This window comes from Sphingomonas sp. (assembly GCF_025353885.1).
In the GTDB taxonomy this organism is placed as follows: domain Bacteria; phylum Pseudomonadota; class Alphaproteobacteria; order Sphingomonadales; family Sphingomonadaceae; genus Sphingomonas_O.
In genome coordinates, this window is the sequence record NZ_JANXNX010000085.1 from 24,229 (window position 1) to 48,074 (window position 23,846).

Consider the following 23,846-nt stretch of genomic DNA (forward strand, 5'->3'; position numbering starts at 1 on the left):
GTGTTAGCGTGGCAAGATCAGCGTCGCCCGCAGCCCCGGCGCATTGTCCGCCAGTTCCAGCCGCCCGCCGTGAAGATGAGCGACCGCTTCGGCAAGCGAGAGCCCCAGCCCCGCCCCGGGCTTGCCGCGCGACGTGTCGAGCCGCCCGAAGCGCCGCCGCGCCTCGGGCATGTCGCAGGTAGCGATGCCCGGCCCCGAATCGGCGACCGTCAGTCGCACGTTCCCGCCCGCATCGTGCGCCGACAGCGTGACGTCCCCGCCCGCGCCATAGGACAGCGCATTGTCAATCAGGTTGCTCAACGCCTGGGCCAGCAGTTGCCGATGCGCGGCGACCAGCCTCAGCGGTGCGGCGTCGACCAGCAGTGCCATGCCCTTCTCATCGGCCAGCGGCTCGTACATCTCGCCGAGTTCGGCGATCAGCGCAGCGGGATCAAGTTCGGCGAACTGGCTGCGCGCGGTCTGCGCCTCCGACCGTCCGATCTCCAGCACCGTGGTCAGCATCCGTGTCAGATTGTCGGCCTCTGCCAGCACGCCACCCAGCAACTGGTCGCGCTGTCCCTCGTCGGTCACGGTCAGCGCGCGTTCGATACGGGCGCGCAATCGCCCGACCGGCGAACGGAGGTCGTGCGCCAGCGTGTCGGTCAGCATCCGTAGCTCACCCATCAGCAGCGTCAGGCGATCGAGCATCGTGTTGATCCGCGACGACAACTGGTCGAACGCATCGCCGCTTTCGCCAACCGCCGCGCGCAGCGTCAAATGGCCCGCCCCGACTTCATCGACGACGCGGGCAATCGTCTCTACCCGAGAACCGACATAGCGGGCGATCAATCCCCCGCTGACGACGCCCATGCCGATCGACAACAGCAATGCCAACAGCAGCGAACGCTCCAGCGTGTCCTGCAATTCGAGGTGTGGGTCGAACTGGCGCCCGCTGACGATCCAGTCGCCGCTCGGCAGCGGTCGGATCGTATAGCCGACCGACACCGTGTCGCTGCGCGGCAAGCGGCGGACATCGGCACTCCGGAAAGTAACCGCCGCCAGCCGTGCGGGCAACTGGTCGCGGGTGATGTTGCCCACGACGACGCGGCCCGTCGGATCGACCAGCCCGGTAAAGGCGTGCGGATCGTCATGGACGGCGTCGAGCATTGCCCGGGCCAGCGCCGGACGATTTCCCGAGATCGCAGTGTCACGCAGCACGTCGGCGTCGCTGGCCACGCGCTGGCGCATCGTTGCCATCGCGTCGTCCTGCGTGGCGACGCGAATAAAGGCGAGCAGCGCGAAATTGGTGAGCAATGCCAGCAATATGGAAAGGAGCGCGATCCGCGCGGTGGTCGGCAGCCGCAACCGCTTCAACTGGCGGCGAGCCGGTAACCCGCGCCGCGCACAGTATGCAGCAGGCTGCTTTCGAAGCCGTCGTCCAGTTTCTTGCGCAGGCGACTGACATGGACGTCGATGACGTTGGTCGCCGGGTCAAAATGATAATCCCAGACGCTTTCCAGCAGCATCGTCCGGGTGACCACCCGGTCACTGTTGCGCGCGAAATATTCCAGCAGGGCATATTCGCGCGGTTTCAGGTCGATGGCCTGCCCGGCGCGCTTCACCGTTCGCGACAGCAGGTCGATGTCCAGGTCGCCGACCGTCAGCCGGGTCTCGACCGCGCCATTGCCACGCCCATCGGCGCGACGGAGCAGCGCGTTGACGCGCGCCAACAGTTCGGAAAACGCAAAAGGCTTGACCAGATAGTCGTCGGCACCGCTCTCCAGCCCGGCAATGCGATCGTCGACCGTGGCCAGCGCCGACAGCACCAGCACCGGGGTCACCACGCCCGCCGCCCGCAAAGCGCGCAACACGCCCAGCCCATCGAGACCCGGCAGCATCCGGTCGAGTACGATCAGGTCGTAGCTGCCGTCCGAGGCCATGAACAACCCGTCACGCCCGTCCTCCGACTGGTTGACGACATGCCCATGCTCGCTGAGGCCCTTGACGACGAACGCGCGTGTTTCGGCATCGTCCTCGATGATCAGTATTTTCCGGCCCATGGTCGTCCAGCCTAAGTCATCGCGCGGCGTGCGCAAGTCGGGTGGTTGTCGTCTAGCTTTTCAGCCATCACGCACGGGTTTCGCGCGCATGACGAAAAGTTCATACGGTCGTTCGATCAGAACCCGTCGGGCATCTCGATCGGGCCGACGACCGCGCGGTAGCATTTGATGGCGAACCGGTCGGTCATCCCAGCGATGAAATCCCCGATATGACGGCTGCGGCCCGGCTCTGTGGCGGGCAAGCGCGCGCCCCACCCCTCGGGCAGCAGGGCCGGATTGTCGCAGTAAGCGGTGAAGAGCCCTGCCACGACGCGCGTGGCCTGTTCGGCGACCTCCATCTGCTTTGGATGATGATAAAGCTCGGCGTACATGAACCGCTTCAACATGCGCTCGTCCTGCTGCATCGTATCGGAAAACCCCGCCAGCGTGACCCCGGCGCAGCGCACGTCGTCGGCCGTGGCGATTCGGTGTTCGGCAATGCGCGCGCGGGTCGTCACCAGCACGTCGTTGACCATCGCCCCGATCTGCTGGCGCACCAGTTCGGGCATCAGCCGCCCCTCGGCGACGTCGGGGTAGCGGCGGCGCACCTCGTCCCAGCGCCGCGCCACGAACGGTATCGTCATCAGCGCATCCCGGGCCAGCAGCCCGGCCCGCAGGCCATCGTCGATGTCGTGGTTATCATAGGCGATGTCATCGGCAATCGCCGCGACTTGTGCCTCCAGCGAAGCATGGGCCGTCAGTTCGAGCGGGAACGCGGCATCGGCCTCGGCCAGCGCCCATTGAGGACGGGTAACAGGGCCATTGTGCTTGGCCAGCCCCTCCAGCGCCTCCCAACTGAGATTCAGCCCGGCGTAGCGAGGATAAGGCGAATCGATCGTCATCACCGCGCGCAAGGTGTTGCCATTGTGGTCGAACCCGCCCGCCGCCGCCATTACTGTGCGCAGCGCGTCTTCCCCGGCATGGCCAAACGGCGGGTGGCCGATGTCGTGCGCCAGCGCCAGCGCCTCGGTCAGATCCTCGTCCACCCCCAGCGCCCGGGCCATCGTGCGCGCGATCTGCGCAACCTCCAGACTGTGCGTCAGGCGGACGCGGAAATGGTCGCCATCCGGAGCGACGAACACTTGGGTCTTGTGCCGTAACCGTCGGAAGCTGATCGAATGGATGATCCGGTCGCGGTCGCGTTGAAAGACGGTGCGGGGACCACGGGTTTCGCCCAGAACCTCAAAATGCTGCCGTCCGCGACTGAGCAGCGGGTCGCTCGCATAGGGCGCGCGGGGGGTCACTTGCCGCCGACCCGTGTAACCTCCTGACCGGCCTCGCTGCTGAACATATTGGCCGACACGCCGCCCTTGGCCAGCGTATTCACCAGCGCGCGGGCGTCGGCGGGCGACTTCATCGGGCCGACCAGCAGGCGGTTGGTCGCCTTGAACGGCACGCTCCACGCGCTGCGCCCCTTAAGCGCGGTTTCGTTGTCGTCGCGGATACGGTTCCAGGTCGTGGGCAGGCCGCGCTCGTTGTTGCCGGTCGCGACCTGGACCCACAGCCGGGCGGGATTGCGCCGTGCCTCCGCAACCAGCGCCGCCTGCGCCTCTTTCTGGGCCTTCAGGTCGGCGGCTGTCGCGGCGGCTTCAACGGCCTTGCGCTGCGCCACGCGCCGCGCCGCCTTGGCCTCGGCAGCAGTCGGCAGCGCGACTGCGGCGGACTCCATTTCAGGCGTCAAACCCGCCAGGATCGAGGCGAGCCGCGACATCGGCGCGGGTTTCGGCGCGACCTGCGCGGGCGTCGGGATCGGCGCGGGCGCGGGCAATGGTGTCGGGGCGACCGCCAATGCCGCCGGTGCCGACGCTGTCGGGCCAACGACACGCGGCGTAGTGTGGATCGGTGCCGTCTCGAACGCCGGGATCATGTCGGATACCATCGGGGGCGCGACCTGAACGATCACCGGAACAGGCGTGGCGACGGCGGGCGCTGCAGCACTGGGCGGTGGCAACACTCCACCCGGCACCAGCGTCACTCGTGCCATCTGGCGCGCCGCGGGTACAGCGATTGCTTCGGGCGGCAATTTGGTCCGGTCGACCAGCGCCACCCGTGCACCGACCCGCCGGTCGGGCGCTGTCGGTAGCAGGACTTGCGGTAATATCGCGGGCAAAGGCGCGGGCCTGGGCAAAGGCTTCGCCGGGGCGGCTTCTGCTGTTTTCAGCGGCACCGACCAGGGGGCCGCCATGGTCACCGTTTCGCGGCCCGGCCGACGACGTGGTTCGCGCGACAGCGGCACGGCGGCGCGCGCGGTGCGGGCATCGTCGGGACCCGGACCGAACGGGTCGCCGGTCGGGATCAGGCCGTCCGCAGCCGACCCAGGTTGGCCACCCTGACCACCGCCAATGGCATGGAACGGATCACCGATCTCGACCGACGCCATGTTCGTGCCTGCCGACGGCATGGTCCCGAACGCGACCGCGTGCGCCTTGTCCGCCGCGTTCAACTGCGGCAGTCGGGACAGGAATGGTGCCATAGTCGCGGCAAGATTGGCGGGCATGACCTGGCGGGCAATGCCGTTCGCGCCGGCCACGTCTCCGTTCATCGCAAGGATGAACGCCCGCGCCCGCCACGCGCTCTGGTCCTGCTTCTTGATGAGCGGTTCAAGCAGTTTCAATGCCTGCGCGCGATCCCCCGAGATACCCAGCGACAACGCATATCGCCGGGTCGTCTCGTCATCGGGCGCGCGCTTTAGCACCAGCTGATAGTCACGTTGCGCCCGTCGTGAATCACCGCGCAGGTCATAGGCCAGCCCGCGATCCCGCGCGATCTCGGCTTCGGGGATGCCCAGCGAAACCGCCTGCGCAAACAAGGGCAGGGCGTCGTCAGCGCGTTCCATCATCACCAGTGCGGACCCGAGCCCCGCCTTTGCCCGACCGTTGCGGGTATCGACCTGTTCGGCACGCGCGAAAAAACCGACTGCGGCGTTGGGGTCGCCGACCGCAAGCGCCGCCTCCCCCGCGCCCAACAACGCCGACAGGCTGCGCGGCGCGACCGCCAGCGTTCGCAAATGCATCGAAAGAGTATCGACGGGATCGGTGGCACCTGTCCGGATCGGCATCCCCGCCTGCGACGCGGCAGGCGTCTGCGGCAACACCGGACGGGCGTTGCCGATCGTCTGCGCGTCCGCCTGTGCAGGGAGGAACGTCAGCGCCAGCGACGCAGCGCCCGCCCATAAAAAGGCCGGGCGGAAGATGGACGATACTGTCATGATGCCCTGGAGTTACCGGAGCAGGGCCGGTGGGGGCAAGCACCGTCGGATCGCCCGTGCGTCGGGCCGGTTCGCACTAAAGACGAACCGGCCCGAGATGTTGTTCTTTTTGGCCATTCTTACCGGCCAGTCCTGTCGAACGGTCTTACTGGTTATTCTGGCGGTTGAGGAAACGCGGTATGTCGAGGGGGTCCTTCGACGCTTCGGCTGTCGAATCGACCTTTGCCGAACCGCGAGCGATGTTCGACATCCGTTCGAACAGCGTTCCGCCACCGGGGGTCGGCGCCTTGGCTTCGGGCTCGACTTCGGGGGTCGATAGCCAGCGGCTCGTCTTCGGTGTCTCGTCCAGGTCGGCCAGCGGGTCGCCGGTGACCGCTGCATCCAGCATCGTTCCCGAATCCAGCAGCAATTCGTCTTCCGGGGTCAGGCTGCCATCGACGAACGAGGCGGTCTCGGCAGGGGATTCGGTATCGGCAACGGGTGCCGCAACTTCGGCAACGGGCTCGGCTTGTGGAGCGGCAGCGGGTGCCGCCGCTTCAGGCTTTTTGAAACCGGGAAATGCGAACACGCGCGCGGGTTCAGGCATGACCGACGCTTCGGCTTCGATACCCGTCGCGACGACCGAAACGCGGATCTTGCCATCCAGCGCATTATTGAACGCCGAACCCCAGATGATGTTGGCATCGGGATCGACCAGTTCCTTGATGTGGCTGGCCGCTTCGTCGACCTCCATCAGGCGCATATCCTCGCCGCCGGTGATCGAGATGATGACGCCCTTTGCGCCCTTCATCGAAACGCCGTCGAGCAGTGGGTTGGCAATGGCTTTCTCAGCCGCCTCGATGGCGCGGTTTTCACCTTCGGCCTCGCCGGTCCCCATCATCGCCTTGCCCATTTCACCCATGACGGAACGAACGTCGGCAAAGTCGAGGTTGATCAGGCCGGGCATGACCATCAGATCGGTGATGCCACGAACGCCCTGCTGCAGGACTTCATCGGCCATCTTGAACGCGTCCTTGAACGTCGTCGAAGGGTTGGCGATCAGGAACAGATTCTGGTTCGGGATGACGATCAGCGTATCGACGTGCTTCTGCAGTTCGATGATGCCGGCCTCCGCAGCCTTCATCCGCCGCGATCCTTCAAAGCTGAACGGCTTTGTGACGACGCCGACGGTCAGGATGCCGCGATCACGTGCGGCCTTTGCAATGACCGGGGCCGCACCGGTTCCGGTGCCGCCGCCCATGCCCGCTGCAATGAAGCACATGTGCGAACCTTCGAGGGCCTTTTCGACCTGATCGATGGTTTCTTCCGCCGCTGCCTTGCCGATTTCGGGGCGCGATCCGGCACCAAGTCCCTGCGTAATTTTCAGGCCGAGTTGCAACCGGCGTTCGGCGGCGCTGGTGTTCAGTGCCTGCGCGTCGGTGTTGGCGACGATGAAATCGACCCCCTGCACCTGGCTGGCAATCATGTTGGCAATGGCGTTTCCGCCCGCACCGCCGACACCGATTACACAGATCCGTGGACGAAGCTCATCCACTTCTGGTGGCAAGAATTCGATGCTCATCGAAATATCCCCTTCATTTTGCGCGCCAAAATCTGGCCACTGATTTCTTTTGCACTAAGCGACTCGCCGAATCACCTAAAAAGTTAACGAAATGCGATTTATTTGTGAGAGCGTGCCAAATTGAATCAATTGCCGGTTTGTCGCTGCCAAAACGATGGTCAATATCCGCTCCGAAAGGCCGCCATCAGGCGCTGCACCAGTCCGCCCGCGTTGAGCCGGTGGACCGTCTGTCCGGCGGGCACGATCGCGCGCAGGTCGATCGGGTCGGACGCCGCGTAGTGGATCAGCCCTGCCAGCGTCGCAAAGCCCGGCCCGCTATGCGCCTCTGGCAAACCGACAATCCCGCGGGGACGACCGACCCGCACCGCACGACCCAGCGACCCTTGCGCATAATCGGCGATGCCCTTCAATTCGGCACCGCCGCCGGTCAGCACGACCTGCCGCCCGACCGGCCCTGAAAAGCCCAGGTCCTTCAGTGCCTTGGCTACCTCGCCCATCAGATGTTCCAGGCGCTGCCGGATGACCGCGATCAGAGCCGCGCGCGTAATCCGCGCCGTCTCTCCCTGTTCCTCCTCGGTCGACAGCGGCGCGACCTCGATCATGTCGTGATTGTCCTTCGGGCTGGCGGTTGCCGACCCGAAAAAGCACTTCATCCGTTCCGCCTGGTTGCGCCGGGTCCCGAATGCCGACGCGATGTCGTCGGTGATGTCGGACCCGCCGAACGGTATCGACGCCAGCCCGACCAGAACGCCGCCTGCGAACAGCGAGACGTTGGTGACGCCGGCACCCATTTCGACCAGCGCCACGCCCAGTTCGCGCTCCTCGTCCGACAGGCACGCCATGCCCGTCGCGACGGGCGACGCGACGATCGACTTCACCTCCAGATGGGCCGAGCGGACGCAGAGGTCCAGATTGCGGACCGGCGAACCATCCGCCGCGACCACATGAATGTCGACGCCCAATGTATCGGCATGCAGCCCCAGCGGCTTCTTCACGCCCTGCAACCCATCGAGTGTATAGAGTGTCGGCTGTGCATGCAGCACCATGCGCCCATCGGGGTCGATCGAGCTTCGCCCTGCCGCCAGCAGCGCGTCGATGTCGTCCTGTTCGATGCGATGCCCGCCCAGTTCGACCTCGACTGAGGCAATGTCGCTGACCAGCCCGCCCGCCGAAAAGCTGACCCACACGTCCTCAATGTTGGTGCCCGCGATCCGTTCGGCCTGCTCGACCGCCTCGCGCACCGCCTTTTCGGTCAGGTCCATGTCGGCGATATAGCCGCGTCGCACGCCCCGGCTTTCGCGCTGGCCGGTCCCGAGCACGGTCAGGTCACCGCCCTCGCCACGTTCGGCGATCAGCGCGGACACCTTCCACGACCCGATATCGAGTGCGGTAATCAAATTCTCGCGGCGCGACTGTGCCATTATGCGATGCCCCCTTCATTATGCTGATCGTTGCCGTCGGCGACAGGCTTGTCGATCGTCGCCTTGTCGCGACCGACGCGGACGAACATCTTGGCCGGGTCGCGCATGTCGAACCGGACAAACCCGCGCCCCAGCAGCCGGTCCAGCCCGTCCATTGCCGCAAACTTCGCCAGCGCCTTGGCCGACGGCGCATCCCCTTCGGGAAGCGCGAGCACCTCGCCCGACTGGAACCGCAGGTCCCAGCGCCGGTTGCCGACCCAGGTCGCGCCCGCCAGCATCGGTTTCAGGCGGAGCGCATGGCTCATCAGGTCGGTCAGCGCCGTTGCCTGGATATTCGCGTCGGGTCCGATGACGAGCGGCAGGTCGGGCATGGCGTCGAGCGCCACCGGCTCCAGCACCACGCCCTTGTCATCGATCAGGGATAATTGCTGTTCATGCTGCCAGACGGCCGCAGGCTTGCGTTCGACGATGTCCACGACCAGCGTGTCGGGCAGCCGCCGCGAAACGCGCGCGTCGGCGATCCAGCCATATTGCAGCAATTCGCCACGCACCTTGTCCAGGTCGACGAGCGGCATCGCCCGGCTTTTCTGGTCGAGCGCCACGGCATAGACGGTCAGGCGGTCCATCCGGTCGATGCCGGTCACCTCGACGCGCTTGACCGAAAAGCCCGCGTTTCCGACCAATTCGGCAATCTGCGCCGAGGCATAGGCGGGCAACCCCAGCATCATCGCGATGGCAATCAGCGCCGCACCCGCGACGCCGAGGATCGATACGGTGACAATCCGCTGCATCGCCGCCGCGCTGATCGGGACGGCCGCGACCGTCTTGGCCAGCAGCGAAGGTTTCGGCTTGCCCTTGACCTTGCCCTTGATCGTTGCGCGGGGCTTGCGAACCGCGCCACCGCCGCCGCGCTTGATCGACGCCGCGCTCATGACCTTGCCGACATCAGGGCATCCTCCAGAATCGTCGCGACCAGTTGATCGTAGCTCTGGCCCAGGTATTTCGCCTGTTCGGGGACCAGGCTGAGCGGCGTCATCCCCGGCTGGGTGTTGACCTCCAGCAGATACAGGCCCTCGATCCCGCGTTCGTCGTCCCAGCGGAAATCACTGCGAGAAGTACCCCGGCACCCCAGCACGCGATGCGCCTTCAACGCCATCTCCAGGCAGGCGGCGGCGATTTCGGCAGGGATGTTGGCGGGGCAGACGTGTTCGGTCAGGCCGTCGGTATATTTGGAGTCATAGTCGTAGAAACCGCTTTTCGGCTTCAGTTCGGTAACCGCCAGCGCCGTGTCGCCGACCACCGCCGTCGTCAGTTCGCGACCCTGGATGAACGGTTCGGCCAGCAGTTCGTCGAATTCCTGCCACGGCCCCGCCACGTCGCGCCCGATCGGGTTGCCATAATGACCGTGTGCCGTGACGATGGCCACGCCGACCGACGACCCTTCATTGACCGGTTTCAGGACATAGGGGCGCGGCAGCGGGTCGCTGAGATACAGGCTGTCGGACCTGACGATATGCCCGCCCGGCATGCGGATGCCATGCGGCACCAGTGCCTGTTTGGTTAGCACCTTGTCGATCGCCACGACCGAGGTCGCCAGCCCCGAATGGGTATATTTGAGGCCCATCAGGTCCAGCATCCCCTGCACCGAACCATCCTCGCCGGGGGTTCCATGCAGCGCGTTGAAGACCACATCGGGTTTGGCGTCGGTCAGCCGCAGCGCGACATCACGGCCCATGTCGATACGGACGACCTCATGCCCCAGTCGCTCGAGCGCATCGGCACAGCCCGCCCCGCTCACCAGCGAAACTTCGCGCTCGGCCGACCAGCCACCCATCAGCACCGCGACCTTCATGCCGGGTCTCCAACGCGTTGTATTTCCCACTCCAACTGCACGCCCGAGTGGGCGAGAACGCGCGTCCGGACTTCCTCACCCAACGCCTCGATCTCCGCGCTGGTGGCAGACCCGAGGTTCAGCAGGAAATTGCAATGTTTCTCCGATACCTGCGCATCACCACGGCGCAGCCCGCGGCAACCCGCCGCATCGACCAGTGCCCAGGCCTTGTGCCCTTGCGGATTCTTGAACGTCGAACCGCCCGTCCTACTTCTAAGTGGTTGAGAAGCCTCACGTTTTGCTGCGATCCGGTCCATCTCCGCGCCGATGACCGCGGGCGACCCCGGAACCCCCGCAAAAGTCGCTCCAACAACGATCGCCCCTGGAGGAAGTTCAGAGTGCCGATAGGTGTAAACGAGATGGTCAACCAACTTGGTAACCCGCTCCCCCGACCGCAAAACGATGTCGGCGCTAACCAAAACATCCGCCACTTCCCGCCCATAGGCACCCGCGTTCATCCGCACCGCACCGCCGACCGTCCCCGGTATCCCGCGCAGGAATTCCAGCCGGGCGATGGCATTGTCGCGCGCATAGCTGGCCACCGAAATTCCCGGAGCGCCCGCGCCCGCGGTTAGCGTATTCCCCTCCACCGTGATGCCTGCAAATGCCTTGCCCAACCGGACGGTCACGCCGCGCACGCCGCCGTCGCGGACGATCAGGTTGGAGCCCAGCCCGAGTGGCCAGACCGCAACGTCCGAACGAGTTGTCCGCAGGAAATCCTGGAGGTCGGCGACATCGGCAGGCTCGAACAATTCGTCCGCAGGCCCGCCGGCCTTGAACCACACCAGCGGCGCTAGCGGCGCACCGGCGGTCAGGCGACCGCGCACTTCGACGGGGGTGAGCACGTCGGTCACGCCCGCGCACCGGCTATGGCCGCAGCCAGTCCTGCCGCCCATTTTGTAATGTCGCCAGCACCGAGGCACACGACCATGTCACCCGGCTGCGCCTCGACGGCGAGCGCCGCTGCCAGCGCCCCCGCATCTGCAATTTCCGCCGCCGCCCGGTGCCCGCGCTGCTTTAACTTGTCGACCAGAGCGGCCGCATTGACGCCATCGACCGGAGCCTCGCCCGCGGCATAGACTGGTGTCACATAAACAATGTCGGCGTCGTTGAACGCCTGTGCGAACTCATCCATCAGCCCGCCCAGCCTTGAATAACGGTGCGGCTGGACAACCGCGATCACCCGCGCCGTCGCGCCCTCGCGCGCTGCCGACAGCACCGCGCGGATTTCGACCGGATGATGACCATAGTCGTCGATTACGGTCACGCCCCCCGTCTCGCCGACGTTGGTGAACCGCCGCTTGACACCGCCGAACTTGGCAAACCCCTGCTGGATCGTCGCGTCGTCCAGCCCCAGCTCGATCGCGACCGCGATTGCCGCCAGCGCGTTCTGGACGTTGTGGCGGCCCGACATGGGCAACGCGATATCCTCAATGCTGCGGATCGACCCGTCGCGGCTGCGCACCATCGCCTCGAACCGGTTGCCACCGCTGCCGGGCAAGACATTGACGCCGCGCACATCGGCCTGCGCGCTGAACCCGTAGGTGACAATCCGGCGATCGCGGATGCGCGGCAGCAACGCTTGCACTTCGGGATGATCGAGGCACAAGATTGCCGCTCCGTAAAAGGGCACGTTCTCGATAAACTCGACAAACGCATTCTTGACCGCGTCGAACGAACCGTAATGGTCGAGATGTTCGGGATCGATGTTGGTGACGACCGCGATCGTGCCATCGAGCCGAAGGAAGCTGCCGTCGCTTTCGTCGGCCTCGACCACCATCCAGTCGCTCGCACCCAGCCGCGCGTTCGACCCATAGCTGTTGATGATGCCGCCATTGATGACCGTGGGATCGACCCCGCCTGCATCCAGCATCGCCGCGATCATCGACGTCGTCGTGGTCTTGCCGTGCGTCCCCGCGACCGCAACCGTCGATTTCAGGCGCATCAGTTCGGCGAGCATTTCCGCGCGGCGCACGACCGGCACGCGTGTCTCCAAAGCGCGTTCGACTTCTGGATTGCCGCGCTTGATCGCCGTGGACGTGACCACGACCACCGCGTCACCCAGGTTGTCGGCGTGATGCCCGATCTTCACGTCAATCCCGCGCGCGCGTAGCCCCTCGATCACATAGCCTTCGGAAACGTCCGAACCCTGCACCTTGTAGCCAAGGTTGTGCATGACCTCCGCAATGCCCGACATGCCGATGCCGCCGATGCCGATGAAATGGATCGTGCCAATGTCTGTCGCCACGCCTCTCATGTTGCAGCCTTGGTCATGCAAACGCCGGTTTTAGTTTGATCGGCGCAGGCGGGATCGCGGCGGGCGACAGGCTTTCGACCACATCGGCCAGGTCGCGCCCGGCTTCGGGACGCCCACAGGCCCGCGCGCGTCTGGCGGCGTTCGCCAGTGCCGATGGATCGAGGCCCAGCTTCTGCATCTGCTTGGCCAGTTCGACGGGGGTAAAGTCCAGCTCGGCAATCGAACGCGCGCCGCCCGCCGCGACCATCTCGCGCACGTTGGCGGTCTGGTGATCGTCGGTGGCACTCGGCAGGGGGATCAGGATTGCCGGACGGCCTGCTGCGGTCAGTTCGGCAATCGTCGATGCCCCTGCCCGCCCGATAACCAGATGCGACCAGCTCAGCCGGTCGGGCAAATCGGGCAGATAAGTGGCGAGGTCAGCCGGCACCCCGAGCTGTTCATACCGCTGGCGCACTGCCTCGATATCCTCGGCGCGGCACTGCTGCGTTACCTGCAAGCGACGACGAAAGTTCAGAGGCAACATGCCCAGGCCATCGGGCACGACGCGTGACAGGATGCTCGCGCCCTGACTGCCGCCGGTCACCAGCACGCGAAAGATGCCATTGTCGTCCAGCGGCGGAAAGCCCTGCTGGCGGATCGCCAGTATTTCCTCGCGCACCGGATTGCCGACCAGATGCGTCTTGCCGTTCCATTCGGGCTTCATCCGCGTGACGTTGGGATAGGCGGTCGCGATAGCATCGACACGCGCCGCCAGCAGACGGTTCACCCGGCCCAGCACGGCGTTCTGTTCGTGCACCGCACTCGGCACGCCCGCCTTCAACGCCGCCAGCAAAGCGGGAAACGCTGGGTAGCCGCCGAACCCGATCACCGCCGACGGCTCGAAATCATTATACAAGCGCAAGGCCATCGCGCGGCCCTCATAAATGCCCTTTGCCGCACCGGGCCAGCTCAGCGGGTTTTTCGTCAGGCGACCGGCGGGCAGGATATGAACCTGCGCGCCGTCGAACAGCCCCGGTATTTTTGCGCCGCGCGCATCGGTGATCAGCGCCACCCGGTGGCCGCGCGAGATCAGTTCGGCAGCCAGCGCGTGCGCCGGGATCATGTGGCCGCCGGTGCCGCCTGCTGCGAGGACGAAATGCTTTGTGACCGTCACTTCTTGCTCCAGCGCACAACATAGGGTGAGCGCGTCAGATACGGATTTCGCCGGGTAAATGCCAGCAATAGGCCAAATCCCGCCGAAAGCGCGATCATCGACGACCCGCCATAGCTGATGAAGGGCAAGGTCATGCCCTTTGATGGCGCCAGATTGACATTGACCGCCATGTTGATCAGCGCCTGCACCGCGAACTGGGTGGTCAGCCCAGCGGCGGCAAGAACGATGAAACCATCCTCCTCGTCCAGCAATTTCACGAACACGCGAACGACGATCGCCAGGAACAACAGCGCGATCATGATACAGGCGATCAGGCCGAATTCCTCGCCGATCACTGAAAAGATATAGTCGGTATGCGCTTCGGGCAGGTGAAACTTCAATTCGCCGCCACCCGGCCCGGTGCCGAAAAACCCGCCCGCCGTCAGCGTCGCCCGGGCGCTGTCGGTCTGGTAGGTATCGCCCTCGCTGAACAGGAAATTGTCGATGCGCAGTTTAGCGACCGGGTAGAACAGATAGGCCATGACAATGCCGAACACCCCAGCAAGTCCCAGCCCGCCCATTATTTTCGTCGAGACGCCCGACAGCATCAGCAGCGCCAGCCACATCGTCCCGAACACGATGGTCTGGCCGAAATCGGGCTGCTTCATCAGGAATACCGCGACCAGTCCGGTCAAAAGTCCCGACAGCGGAATGACGGGCAAGGTGCGGTCATGCGCCCGCAGCGAAAGCAACCACGCCAGGCTGACGACAAAGAACGGTTTCAGGAATTCGGACGGCTGAAACTGCGCGATGCCAAACCCGATCCAGCGCCGCGCGCCGTTGGTTTCCGATCCGATCAGCGGGACCAGCACCAACATCACGCTGAAGAACAAGGCGCCGCACAACGCAAAGCGGCGGGCGATTTGGGTCGGCAACATCGACACGCCAATCATCACCGGCAGGCCCAGCCCGACCCAGATCAACTGCCGCCAAAAATAGTGCAGCGGCGCGATGGTGACATTGCCGCCCGAATAGCGCGCCGCAGCGGCCGGCGAGGCGGCGGCGACCGCGACCAGTCCGACCGAGATCAGGATGAAAACGAGCAGCAGCAGAAAACGGTCGATCTCCCAGAACCACAGCCCGAACGCCGACCGGTCCGACCGGCCGAGGCGCGCCGAAACCGATGTCTTGATGCGCGCAGCCGGCGTGCTCACAGCCGCTCGACCAAGGCGCGAAAGGCGTCACCGCGCGCTTCGAAATCGGTGAACTGGTCGAACGACGCACAGGCTGGCGACAACAGCACCGTGTCACCGGGGCGCGCGGTCATCGCTGCACGACGCAGCGCGATGTCGAGTGTCTTGCTCTGGTCGACGGGCATGTGCTGCCGCAGGATCGCCGCGAGCATCGGCCCGTCGCGACCGATGGTGAAGGCGGTCTTCACATGGTGGAAATACGGCGCGCAATCGTCGAGGTCGTCGGACTTGGCCTGCCCGCCGAGTATCCACAGGATACGGGGGTAAGCGGCGAGCGCGGGTGCGGTCGAGGTGGCGTTGGTGGCCTTGCTGTCGTTGACAAACAGGACGCCGTGACGCTCGCGGATGCGCTCCATGCGGTGGGGCAGGCCGGGGTAGGAACGCAGGGCGACCTCGATGATGGAGCGGTCCAGACCGAGCGCTTCGCAAACCGCGATTGCCGCCACTGCGTTCTGGGCATTGTGCGGCCCCTGTAGCGCGGGCCATCGCGACTGATCTAGCACGGGCGCCTGCCCACGGATGGCGGCCATGCCCGCCGACTGCATGGCGAACAGGCGCTCTTTCGAAGCGGCATATGCGGCAAAGTCGTCATAGCGATCCAGATGATCCGGCGTAACATTCAGCAACACCGCGACATCGCAATCGAGCATGAAGGTCAGGTCGATCTGGTAACTCGACAGTTCCAGCACATAGACGCCGCCGCTTGGTAAAGGCTCCTGCCCCAGGATCGGCAGTCCAATATTGCCGCCCATCGTAGTCGGCACGTCCGCCGTTTGCAGGATATGATGCACCAGCGCCGTCGTCGTGGATTTGCCGTTGGTACCGGTGATCCCAACGACCTTGTGCGGGGGCAGTTCGGCGCGGGCCTGCGCAAACAGTTCGATGTCGCCGATCACCGGCACGCCGAATGTCGCGGCATAGGCGGCAATGGGATGGCGGTTGAGGGGAACGCCGGGGGACACGACAACGCCTGCGAATCCGGTGAGGTCGATCTCCACCGGGTCGGCAAAACTCAATGCCGCGTTCGGAGCATACGCGTCCCGCGCCGCCTCGTTGCCATCCCACGCAATCACCTCCGCGCCGCTCGCCAGCAGGGCGTCCACAGTCGCGCGGCCGGACCGTGCCAGCCCCAGCACCGCATAACGATTGCCGCGAAAGGCCGAACTCGTGATCACCGCAGCTTCAGGGTCGCGAGACCCGCGAGCGCCAGCACGAAGCTGATGATCCAGAACCGGATGACCACCGTCGCCTCGGCCCAGCCGAGCTGTTCGAAATGATGATGGATCGGTGCCATTCTGAAGACGCGCTTGCCGGTCCGCTTGTAGAAGAACACCTGGATGATGACCGACATCGCCTCGACCACGAACAGGCCTCCGATGATGCCGAGGACGATCTCGTGATGCGCCGTCACCGCGATCGCCCCGAGTGCGCCGCCGAGGGCGAGACTGCCGGTGTCGCCCATGAACACCGCCGCAGGAGGCGCGTTGAACCACAGAAAAGCGAGCCCTGCCCCCACGATGCCGCCGCAAAAGATGGCCAGATCGCCCGCACCAGGAACATGCGGGATGCCCAGATAGACCGCGAATTTGGCGTTGCCCGCCAGATACACGATGACCATGAACGCGACGCTGGCGATGATGACCGGCATCGTCGCCAGCCCGTCGAGGCCATCGGTCAGGTTCACCGCATTGCCGAACGCGACCATCGTGAAGGCAGCGAAGACGATGTAGAAAATACCGAGGTTGGGGTGAAAGCTGCTGAAGAACGGCACGTAAAGTTCGGTGCCGTTGTTTTTGGCGATGATCCATGCGGCAACGAATGCGATGACGAATTCACCAAGCAGGCGGATTCGGCCCGACACCCCGGCGTGGCTGTTCTTTCGAACCTTGTCCCAGTCGTCCATGAAACCGATCGCACCAAAGCCGAACGTCACCAGAATACAGGCCCAGACATAGGGATTTTTCAGGTCCATCCACAACAGGCTGGACACGCCGAGCGAAGTCAGGATCATCAGCCCGCCCATCGTGGGCGTGCCGACCTTGGCCAGGTGCGTTGCGGGGCCGTCGGCCCGGATCGGTTGCCCTTTGCCCTGTCGAACGCGCAGCCAGCCGATGAAGCGCGGGCCGATCAGCAGGCCAAGGATCAGCGCCGTGGTCACGGCCCCGCCCGTCCGGAAACTGAGATAGCGGAGCAGGTTCAGGACGCCGGGGAAGCCCATCATCTCGGCGAGTACATAAAGCATTAGTTGGCCCTCAAGGCATCGACAATCGCAGACAGTCCAACCCCGTTCGATCCCTTGACGAGGATCGCATCGCCGGGAGCGATGACTGATTCGATCAGGTCGCGCGCGGCGGCGGAGTCGGCCACATGGCGGAACTCGACCCGTCCCTCAAGCGCCTTGCCCAGCGCCGCCATGCCCGGTCCGACGAGAAGTGCGAAATCGACGTTGGCCGACACTACAGGTTCGGCGATGGCGGCGTGCAGGCGTTCGCTCTCGCTGCCCAGCTCGCGCATTTCACCCAGCACGGCGATGCGGCGGGTGGCGGTCTCGCGGCCCAGCACGGCGAGCGTCGCGACCATCGACGCGGCGTTCGCATTATAGCTTTCGTCGATCAGCAAGGCGGTGCCATTCCCTGTGCGAATAGTCGACCGCGCGCCGCGCCCTGCCAGCCCTTCCAGTTCGGCGAGCGCCAGCCCCGCTGTCGCCAGGTCTGCACCCAATGCCTGCACGGCCGCGATGACCGCCAGCGCGTTGGACACCCAGTGGTCGCCCTGCTGCCCGACGGTGAAGCACAGTTCGGCACCCGGCAGGACTGCGGTGATCAGCGTGCCGTTGCGCGTCAGCATTGCTTCGCGCGCGCGGACATCGGCGCCGTCACCAATGCCGAAGGTGACGATCGTTACACCCAGATCGCGGGCGTGTCGCATCAGCCGCTCCCGATGCGGGCTGTCGAACGGGATAATCGCGGTGCCGCCGGGTTCGAGTCCCTGGAAGATTTCCGCCTTCGCATCGGCAATGGCGGCTTCCGAGGCGAAAAATTCGATATGGGCAGGGGCGATCGCGGTGACCAGCGCGACGTGCGGGCGCACCATCCGAGTCAGCGCGGCCAGCTCGCCCGCATGGTTCATGCCCATTTCGAACACCCCGAAATCGCTGTCGGCGGGCATCCGCGACAGGCTCAGGGGCACGCCGGTGTGATTGTTGTAACTCTTGACCGACTTGTGAACCCGGGTGTCGGGCCACCGGCAAAGCGCCGCGGCCAGCGCCTCCTTGGTGCCGGTCTTGCCGACCGACCCCGTGACCCCCGCGATTCTCGCTCGGGTCCTTTGCCGGGATGCGACCCCCAGCGCATTCAGTGCAACGGCGGTATCGGCCACCAGAATGTGCGGGTGCGCGATCGGTTGCGAGACGATCGCTCCCGCCGCCCCGCGCGCAAACGCACCATCGATGAAACGGTGGCCGTCGGTCACCTCGCCGGGCATCGCCACGAACAGGTCGCCCACGCCGATCTCACGCGAATCGAACGCCACTCCGGTCGCAGCGAACGACCCAGATGCAACGCCTCCGGTCGCCGCGGCGATTGCCTCTGAAGTCCACAACGGGCTCACGCCGCACATTCGCGGGCAACCTGCACGTCGTCGAACGGCAGCACGCGCTGTTCGTCCCCGGCCCCGACGACCTGCCCGGTCTCGTGCCCCTTGCCCGCGATCAGGACGATATCGCCCGGCCCGGCCTCCGCGATCGCCGCTGCGATCGCCCGCCGTCGGTCGCCGATCTCGGTCGCCTCTGGGGCCCGCGACATGATCGCAAGGCGGATCGCTTGCGGATCTTCGCTACGGGGGTTGTCGTCGGTGACGATGACACGGTCTGCCATGACTTCGGCGATCAAACCCATCTCGGGGCGCTTGCCCGCGTCGCGGTCGCCGCCTGCCCCCATCACGAGGATCAGCCGCCCGACTGCATGCGGTTTCAGCGCGCTGATCGCCGCCGCCAGGGCATCGGGCGTATGCGCATAGTCGACATAGACCGGCGCACCGACCCGTGTGATGACCGCCCGTTCCAGCCGCCCGCGCACCGGTTGCAGTCGCGCCAGATTGCCCAGCGTCGTCGCCGGATCGCCGCCGGTCGCGATCACCAGCCCCGCAGCCATCAGCGCGTTCGCGGCCTGGTATTCGCCGATCAGCGGCAGCACGATCCGGTATTCCTGCTCTTCGTGCACCACGACGAGCGTTTGCCCCAACTGCGTCGGGATTCGGCCGATCAACCGCAGCGTCGCGCCGCGCGTGCCGATCCCCATCAGTTGCAGGCCCCGCTCCCGCGCCAGGTCGATGACGCGATCCGCAGCCTCGTCGTCCTGCCAGATCACCGCGATTCCGGCGGGATCGACCACTTCGGAAAACAGCCGCAGTTTGGCAGTCAGATAGGCTGCCATGTCGCCGTGATAGTCGAGGTGATCGCGGCTGAGGTTGGTGAACGCCGCCGCCGCGACCGGCAATCCCTCGGTCCGGTATTGATGCAGGCCGTGGCTCGAAGCCTCGAACGCGGCATGCGTCACGCCCTCACGCGCCAGCCCCGCCATATTACCCAGGAACGTCACGATGTCGGGCGTCGTCAGCCCCGTCGTTACCGTTTCGTCGCCGGTCGTCACGCCCAGCGTGCCTATGCTCGCGGCATGATGCCCTGCCATCCGCCACAATTGCCGCGTCAGTTCGACCGTCGATGTCTTGCCGTTAGTCCCCGTCACCGCGACCGTTACCGCCGGGAACGGCGCAAAAAACTGCGCTGCCAGCAGGGCAAAGGCGCGGCGCGGTTCGTCGGCGATCACCGCCACGGCACCGTCGACATCGACCCCCGGGCAGGTCACCACCGCAATTGCGCCCGCAGCGATTGCTGCCGGGATATAATCCTCGCCGTTGAACCGCGCGCCTTTGAACGCACCGAACACTGTTCCCGGCGCGACCTTGCGGTGATCGATGGCAAAGCCGGTCACTTGCTGGGGATCGTCAGTGCTGAGCAGGCTGCCGAGCCGCATCAATTCTCGCCCTTCGCTTTCCAGACCAGTGGAACAAGTGCGCTGATGTCGATGTCCTTGCCACTGTCGGGCATGATGCCGAGGAGCGGCCCGATGCGTGAGATGATCTTGTTAGTCGCCGGCGCCACGACCCAGCCCGCGGTGCGCTGGCCCGCCGATGCCGCGCTGCCCTTCGGTTCGTCGAGCATCGTCACGACCACATATTTCGGCGCGTCCATCGGAAAGGCTGCGGCAAAGGTAGATACCGTCAAATGACGATTATATCCGCCCCCCGCCGCCTTGTCGCCAGTGCCGGTCTTGCCGCCAACGCGCAGCCCGTCGACGTCGGCCTTGCGACCCGTGCCATCCAGAACGATCATCCGCAGCATCTGGCGCATCTTGTCGCTCGTCGCTTGCGAAAAGACGCGCGATCCCTGCGGAGCCTTGCCCGGCGCGATTTTCAACAGGGTCGAGGGGCGAAATATACCGCCGTTGACCAACGCTGCATAAGCGGTTGCCAGATGCAGCGGCGTGACCGCCATCCCGTGGCCATAGCCGATCGTCATGACGGTGGTGCGGCCCCAATAGGCCGGCCAGATCGGGCGTCCGCGTTCCTTCAACTCGATATCGGGGGCGGTATCGAAATGCAGTTTGTGAAACAGGCTCTTGGTCCGCGCCTCGCCCAGTTCATCGGCGATCCGGGCCGTCACGATATTGGACGACAGGATCAGCGTCTCGATGACGTTCAGCCAGCGCCCTGCCGAATGCTCGTCGTGAATCTTGTATTTACCGACCTGCAAAGGCGCGGTCGCATCATAGCGTTTTGACAGCGACGGCACGACCCCGCTGTCCAGCGCATTGGCCACGGTCAGCGGCTTGAACGTCGACCCCAGTTCATAGACGCTTTGCGTCACATTGTTGCGCCGTGCCTCATCGGGGCCCTCGCCGGGCTTGTTCGGGTTATAGACAGGCAGCGACACCATCGCGATGACCTCGCCAGTATGGACGTCCAGCACAACGCCGGTCGCGCCCTTTGCCTGCTGGTCGATCATGGCCGCCGACATTTCGCTTTCCATGATCGCCTGCACGCGCGCGTCGATGGCCAGCGCTACCGGATTGGCCCGCGTGTGGGCATTGGACAGCCGGTCGTTCAACACGCGTTCCATGCCCGACACGCCGCGACCGTCGAAATCGGTATAGCCCAGCACGTGCGCGGCCAGTGTCGTTTGCGGATACAGCCGTTCGGGCTCGCGGGCATAGGCCATGGCAGGTTCACCGATGGCATTCACCTGCGCCACCAGGTCGGGCATCGCGCGGCGGCGGAGATAGGTGAAACGCACCCCCGACTTCAGGATCGCCAGATATTGCGCCTCTGACCGTTCGGGCATCAGCGCGGCAAGCTTGGCCGCGACATCCTCGGGGTCGTTCAGCAATTTATTGGTATGGACGCCGATCGACCAGGCATCGATCGTGCGCGCCAGCACTTCGCCGTTGCGGTCGACGATATCGCCGCGATTGGGCAACAGGCTGGAAACGCCCGCAGCCGCCTTTGCATCGCGCACCACCGACAGCCACACCAGCCGCCCCGCGATCAGGACGATCACGGCGGCAAACAGCAGCATCAGCATCATCAGACGCTGATGTGCGACGACCAGCGACGCCTGTCGCTGGTCCTGGTGGCGTATCCGCGGAGGTTGGGCGACCAATGTCGTCACGGACGTTTGCGGCGCTCCTTGTCGGCTGACTTGTCGATGTCGCGCAGGATTCTGGCATCGAGCATGGCCACCCGCTGAACGTGCGAAATTGCGCGCTCGGGTCGCTCATAGATGGCGCGCTGGAACCCCGCACGAATGCTGGCCGATTCAACCGGCACCCGAGGCTTGCTGAGACGAGGCTTTTTCGTCGTGACCACCACTGTTTCCAACGCAGCAGTGCGGATCGTGGCGACCTCGGTCTTGACGGGCGCGAGCGGCAGCACCGTCGACCCGGAGGAGAACGAGGCATTCATGACCGCTGGCGGCGCATTGGGCGTGCCATCGTCGATTGCGCCCGAACCCAGCGAGGCCAGTTCGGCCTCGCCGTGCAAGAATTGCTGCGCCTTCGGAGCCGACAGCGCCAGAACATCGCCATTCCACTTTTCCAGTTGGCGAAGCGAAGCCCGGGTGCCGAGTTCGGTCTGCAACTGGCGCATGTTGCGCTGGGCTAAGGCAATCTGCCGCTCGACCGACTCCAGCTTGCCGCGTTCGGCGGCGACCTGGAGCGAGACCATGTACAGCGAGACTGCGGCCGTCGTAACTCCGGCAACCCAGCCTAGCGAACGAAAACGCTGCGCGATCATGAGATTTGGCCGATCATGAAATCAAACTTTCGTGGGCAGGCCAAGCGGGCGCTGCGGTGCGGCGGGCGGAACGGAGGGTGGCGGAACGGGCACGTGGATTGCGGGCGACTTCGGCTTCGGTGGCGCGAACGGGCTTGCCGACTGCCTCGAAACTGGGCACGCGGACCGCCGCCACGGCGGGCAAGTGGCGCGATCCCGCAGGTTCAGCGCCCGAGCGTCGGCGCAGGAACAGCTTGACCATGCGATCCTCCAGACTGTGGAACGTCACGACCGCCAGCCGACCACCGGGCTTCAGCGCACGTTCCGCGGCGGCGAGGCCGTCTTCCAGTTCGCCGAGTTCGCGATTGACGTGCATCCGGATCGCCTGAAACGTCCGCGTCGCGGGATCCTTTTTTTCGCCGGGCTTGTGTCCGACCGCACGACGAACGGCGCGCGACAGGTCCATCGTCGTCGCCAGCGGGCGCGCGTCGACGATCGCATGCGCAATCCGCCGCGACTTCTTTTCATCGCCCAGAGTATAGATAATGTCGGCAATCTCGGTTTCGTCGGCGGTGTTCAGAAAATCGGCGGCGCTGGGTCCGGCCTGCTCCATCCGCATGTCGAGTGGCCCGTCGGACTGGAACGAAAAGCCACGGCCCGGCTGGTCGATCTGCATCGAGGACACCCCGATATCGAGGACGACGCCATCGACATCGCCCGCCTGGTCGAGTCGTGAGAAACAATCCTGCACCAGTGTCAGCCGGTCATGCGGGCGCGCCGCCGCAATCGCATCGGGATCGCGGTCGAAGGCGACGACGTCGGCCCCCGCCTTAAGCATCGCGGCTGTATATCCGCCCGCACCATAGGTGCCATCGACATGCCGCTCACCCGGCCCGATCGCGAGCGCAGTCAGCACTTCATCCAGCAGGACGGGGAGGTGCGGCGCGGTCATGCCGCACCCCGCTGTTCGAGGCAGAAGCGGACCATATCCTTCAGGTCCTCGTCCACGCCGGGGGTTTCGATCAGAACGCTGGGGTTCCAGATTTCGAATGTGTCGCCAGTGCCGATGAAGAACGCGAGGTCGTCGAGCTTGCCCTTGCTGCGAAAGAACGGCGGTAGGATGAAGCGCCCCGACGCGTCGAACGGCACTTCATCGACCGCGCCGAACGAGCGGCGCGCGATATTATGGGTATCGACGTCCTTGCCGGCGTCCAGCGCGCGGTTTTCGTCGCGGTCGTTCCGGGCGTGGAGCAGGTCGGACCAGCCGCGATCATAACCGCTCAGGCAAGGGTCGGCGTCATGTTTGGCAATCAGGAGAACACGGTCGCCGTTGTTGCGTTCAATGACCGCGCGCAGGGGTGCCGGGATCGCGACGCGGCCTTTGCCGTCGATCGCCTGTAGCGCATAACCTCTGAACAATCCCCGTTCGGCCAAAGCCTGTTTTCCCTGCATCCACCGAGGCAAAGCTCCGCCGCTCATCCCGCCGCATGTTTTTGCGAGATGCTTGAAATGTCAGCGTGCAGAAACGACCCCGCCTCTTAAGACCGAGACGTATCAGGGGATATCGCGGTTCACAACGGTTTTTGACGGGTGAAACGGGGAAATGACGAATAAAACGTGGTGGTTCCGGCTATGTTCTGATTGTGGCTGGCAGTGCCGCTTCCACAAAGCCGTTTAGGCCCCGGCCTTCGCCGGGGTGACGTTAGAAATCGGCCT

Annotated in this window: 20 protein-coding genes; all 20 read right to left on the reverse strand. The window is 65.1% G+C overall.

Annotated features, from left to right (window positions below):
- Window positions 1–3: 3 nt before the first annotated feature.
- The 20 genes from Q0R02_RS09495 to Q0R02_RS09590 all read right to left on the reverse strand — a co-directional run bounded on the left by Q0R02_RS09495 (window position 4) and on the right by Q0R02_RS09590 (window position 23,564).
- Window positions 4–1,353 carry a HAMP domain-containing sensor histidine kinase gene (locus Q0R02_RS09495; protein ID WP_293882786.1) on the reverse strand — a complete coding sequence of 450 codons (1,350 nt, stop codon included), beginning with the start codon at window positions 1,351–1,353 and terminating at the stop codon, window positions 4–6.
- Complete coding sequence (locus tag Q0R02_RS09500) at window positions 1,350–2,039, reverse strand: response regulator transcription factor (protein ID WP_293882788.1); 690 nt, start codon at window positions 2,037–2,039, stop codon at window positions 1,350–1,352. The genes Q0R02_RS09495 and Q0R02_RS09500 overlap by 4 nt, the downstream gene beginning before the upstream one ends.
- Before the next feature lie 116 nt (window positions 2,040–2,155).
- A complete protein-coding gene (locus Q0R02_RS09505) occupies window positions 2,156–3,322 on the reverse strand; it encodes a deoxyguanosinetriphosphate triphosphohydrolase (protein ID WP_293882790.1) in 1,167 nt (388 codons plus the stop codon).
- Window positions 3,319–5,286: an SPOR domain-containing protein gene (locus Q0R02_RS09510; RefSeq protein ID WP_293882792.1), complete on the reverse strand. Its 1,968-nt coding sequence runs from the start codon at window positions 5,284–5,286 to the stop codon at window positions 3,319–3,321. The genes Q0R02_RS09505 and Q0R02_RS09510 overlap by 4 nt, the downstream gene beginning before the upstream one ends.
- Before the next feature lie 145 nt (window positions 5,287–5,431).
- Window positions 5,432–6,847 carry a cell division protein FtsZ gene (gene ftsZ, locus Q0R02_RS09515; RefSeq protein ID WP_293882795.1) on the reverse strand — a complete coding sequence of 472 codons (1,416 nt, stop codon included), beginning with the start codon at window positions 6,845–6,847 and terminating at the stop codon, window positions 5,432–5,434.
- A 158-nt stretch (window positions 6,848–7,005) separates the two neighbouring features.
- Entirely contained in the window at window positions 7,006–8,268 is a 1,263-nt protein-coding gene (ftsA, locus tag Q0R02_RS09520) for a cell division protein FtsA (RefSeq protein WP_293882798.1), read from the reverse strand.
- A complete protein-coding gene (locus tag Q0R02_RS09525; RefSeq protein ID WP_293882801.1) occupies window positions 8,268–9,200 on the reverse strand; it encodes a cell division protein FtsQ/DivIB in 933 nt (310 codons plus the stop codon). The genes ftsA and Q0R02_RS09525 overlap by 1 nt, the downstream gene beginning before the upstream one ends.
- Entirely contained in the window at window positions 9,197–10,120 is a 924-nt protein-coding gene (locus tag Q0R02_RS09530; protein ID WP_293882804.1) for a D-alanine--D-alanine ligase, read from the reverse strand. Before Q0R02_RS09530 ends, Q0R02_RS09525 begins: the two co-directional genes overlap by 4 nt.
- The gene (murB, locus tag Q0R02_RS09535) at window positions 10,117–11,013 is read right to left on the reverse strand and encodes a UDP-N-acetylmuramate dehydrogenase (protein WP_293882806.1); all 897 of its coding nucleotides are present in this window, start codon (window positions 11,011–11,013) and stop codon (window positions 10,117–10,119) included. The genes Q0R02_RS09530 and murB overlap by 4 nt, the downstream gene beginning before the upstream one ends.
- Window positions 11,010–12,416, reverse strand: coding sequence for a UDP-N-acetylmuramate--L-alanine ligase (gene murC, locus Q0R02_RS09540; protein WP_293882809.1), 1,407 nt, complete (start codon window positions 12,414–12,416; stop codon window positions 11,010–11,012). The genes murB and murC overlap by 4 nt, the downstream gene beginning before the upstream one ends.
- A gap of 13 nt (window positions 12,417–12,429) precedes the next feature.
- Window positions 12,430–13,569, reverse strand: a complete 1,140-nt coding sequence (murG, locus tag Q0R02_RS09545) for an undecaprenyldiphospho-muramoylpentapeptide beta-N-acetylglucosaminyltransferase (protein WP_293882812.1) — start codon at window positions 13,567–13,569, stop codon at window positions 12,430–12,432.
- The gene (locus Q0R02_RS09550; RefSeq protein WP_293882815.1) at window positions 13,566–14,762 is read right to left on the reverse strand and encodes an FtsW/RodA/SpoVE family cell cycle protein; all 1,197 of its coding nucleotides are present in this window, start codon (window positions 14,760–14,762) and stop codon (window positions 13,566–13,568) included. The genes murG and Q0R02_RS09550 overlap by 4 nt, the downstream gene beginning before the upstream one ends.
- Window positions 14,759–15,976, reverse strand: a complete 1,218-nt coding sequence (gene murD / locus Q0R02_RS09555) for a UDP-N-acetylmuramoyl-L-alanine--D-glutamate ligase (RefSeq protein WP_293882817.1) — start codon at window positions 15,974–15,976, stop codon at window positions 14,759–14,761. The genes Q0R02_RS09550 and murD overlap by 4 nt, the downstream gene beginning before the upstream one ends.
- A complete protein-coding gene (gene mraY / locus Q0R02_RS09560) occupies window positions 15,973–17,043 on the reverse strand; it encodes a phospho-N-acetylmuramoyl-pentapeptide-transferase (protein ID WP_293882819.1) in 1,071 nt (356 codons plus the stop codon). Before mraY ends, murD begins: the two co-directional genes overlap by 4 nt.
- On the reverse strand, window positions 17,043–18,410 hold the full coding sequence (murF, locus tag Q0R02_RS09565; RefSeq protein ID WP_293882820.1) for a UDP-N-acetylmuramoyl-tripeptide--D-alanyl-D-alanine ligase: 1,368 nt from the start codon (window positions 18,408–18,410) through the stop codon (window positions 17,043–17,045). The genes mraY and murF overlap by 1 nt, the downstream gene beginning before the upstream one ends.
- A complete protein-coding gene (locus tag Q0R02_RS09570) occupies window positions 18,407–19,834 on the reverse strand; it encodes a UDP-N-acetylmuramoyl-L-alanyl-D-glutamate--2,6-diaminopimelate ligase (protein ID WP_293882821.1) in 1,428 nt (475 codons plus the stop codon). The genes murF and Q0R02_RS09570 overlap by 4 nt, the downstream gene beginning before the upstream one ends.
- Complete coding sequence (locus Q0R02_RS09575) at window positions 19,834–21,528, reverse strand: penicillin-binding protein 2 (protein ID WP_293882824.1); 1,695 nt, start codon at window positions 21,526–21,528, stop codon at window positions 19,834–19,836. The genes Q0R02_RS09570 and Q0R02_RS09575 overlap by 1 nt, the downstream gene beginning before the upstream one ends.
- Window positions 21,525–22,151, reverse strand: a complete 627-nt coding sequence (locus Q0R02_RS09580; RefSeq protein WP_293882827.1) for a hypothetical protein — start codon at window positions 22,149–22,151, stop codon at window positions 21,525–21,527. The genes Q0R02_RS09575 and Q0R02_RS09580 overlap by 4 nt, the downstream gene beginning before the upstream one ends.
- Before the next feature lie 13 nt (window positions 22,152–22,164).
- A complete protein-coding gene (gene rsmH, locus Q0R02_RS09585; RefSeq protein ID WP_293882830.1) occupies window positions 22,165–23,082 on the reverse strand; it encodes a 16S rRNA (cytosine(1402)-N(4))-methyltransferase RsmH in 918 nt (305 codons plus the stop codon).
- Window positions 23,079–23,564 carry a division/cell wall cluster transcriptional repressor MraZ gene (locus Q0R02_RS09590; protein ID WP_293882833.1) on the reverse strand — a complete coding sequence of 162 codons (486 nt, stop codon included), beginning with the start codon at window positions 23,562–23,564 and terminating at the stop codon, window positions 23,079–23,081. Before Q0R02_RS09590 ends, rsmH begins: the two co-directional genes overlap by 4 nt.
- Window positions 23,565–23,846: the final 282 nt, after the last annotated feature.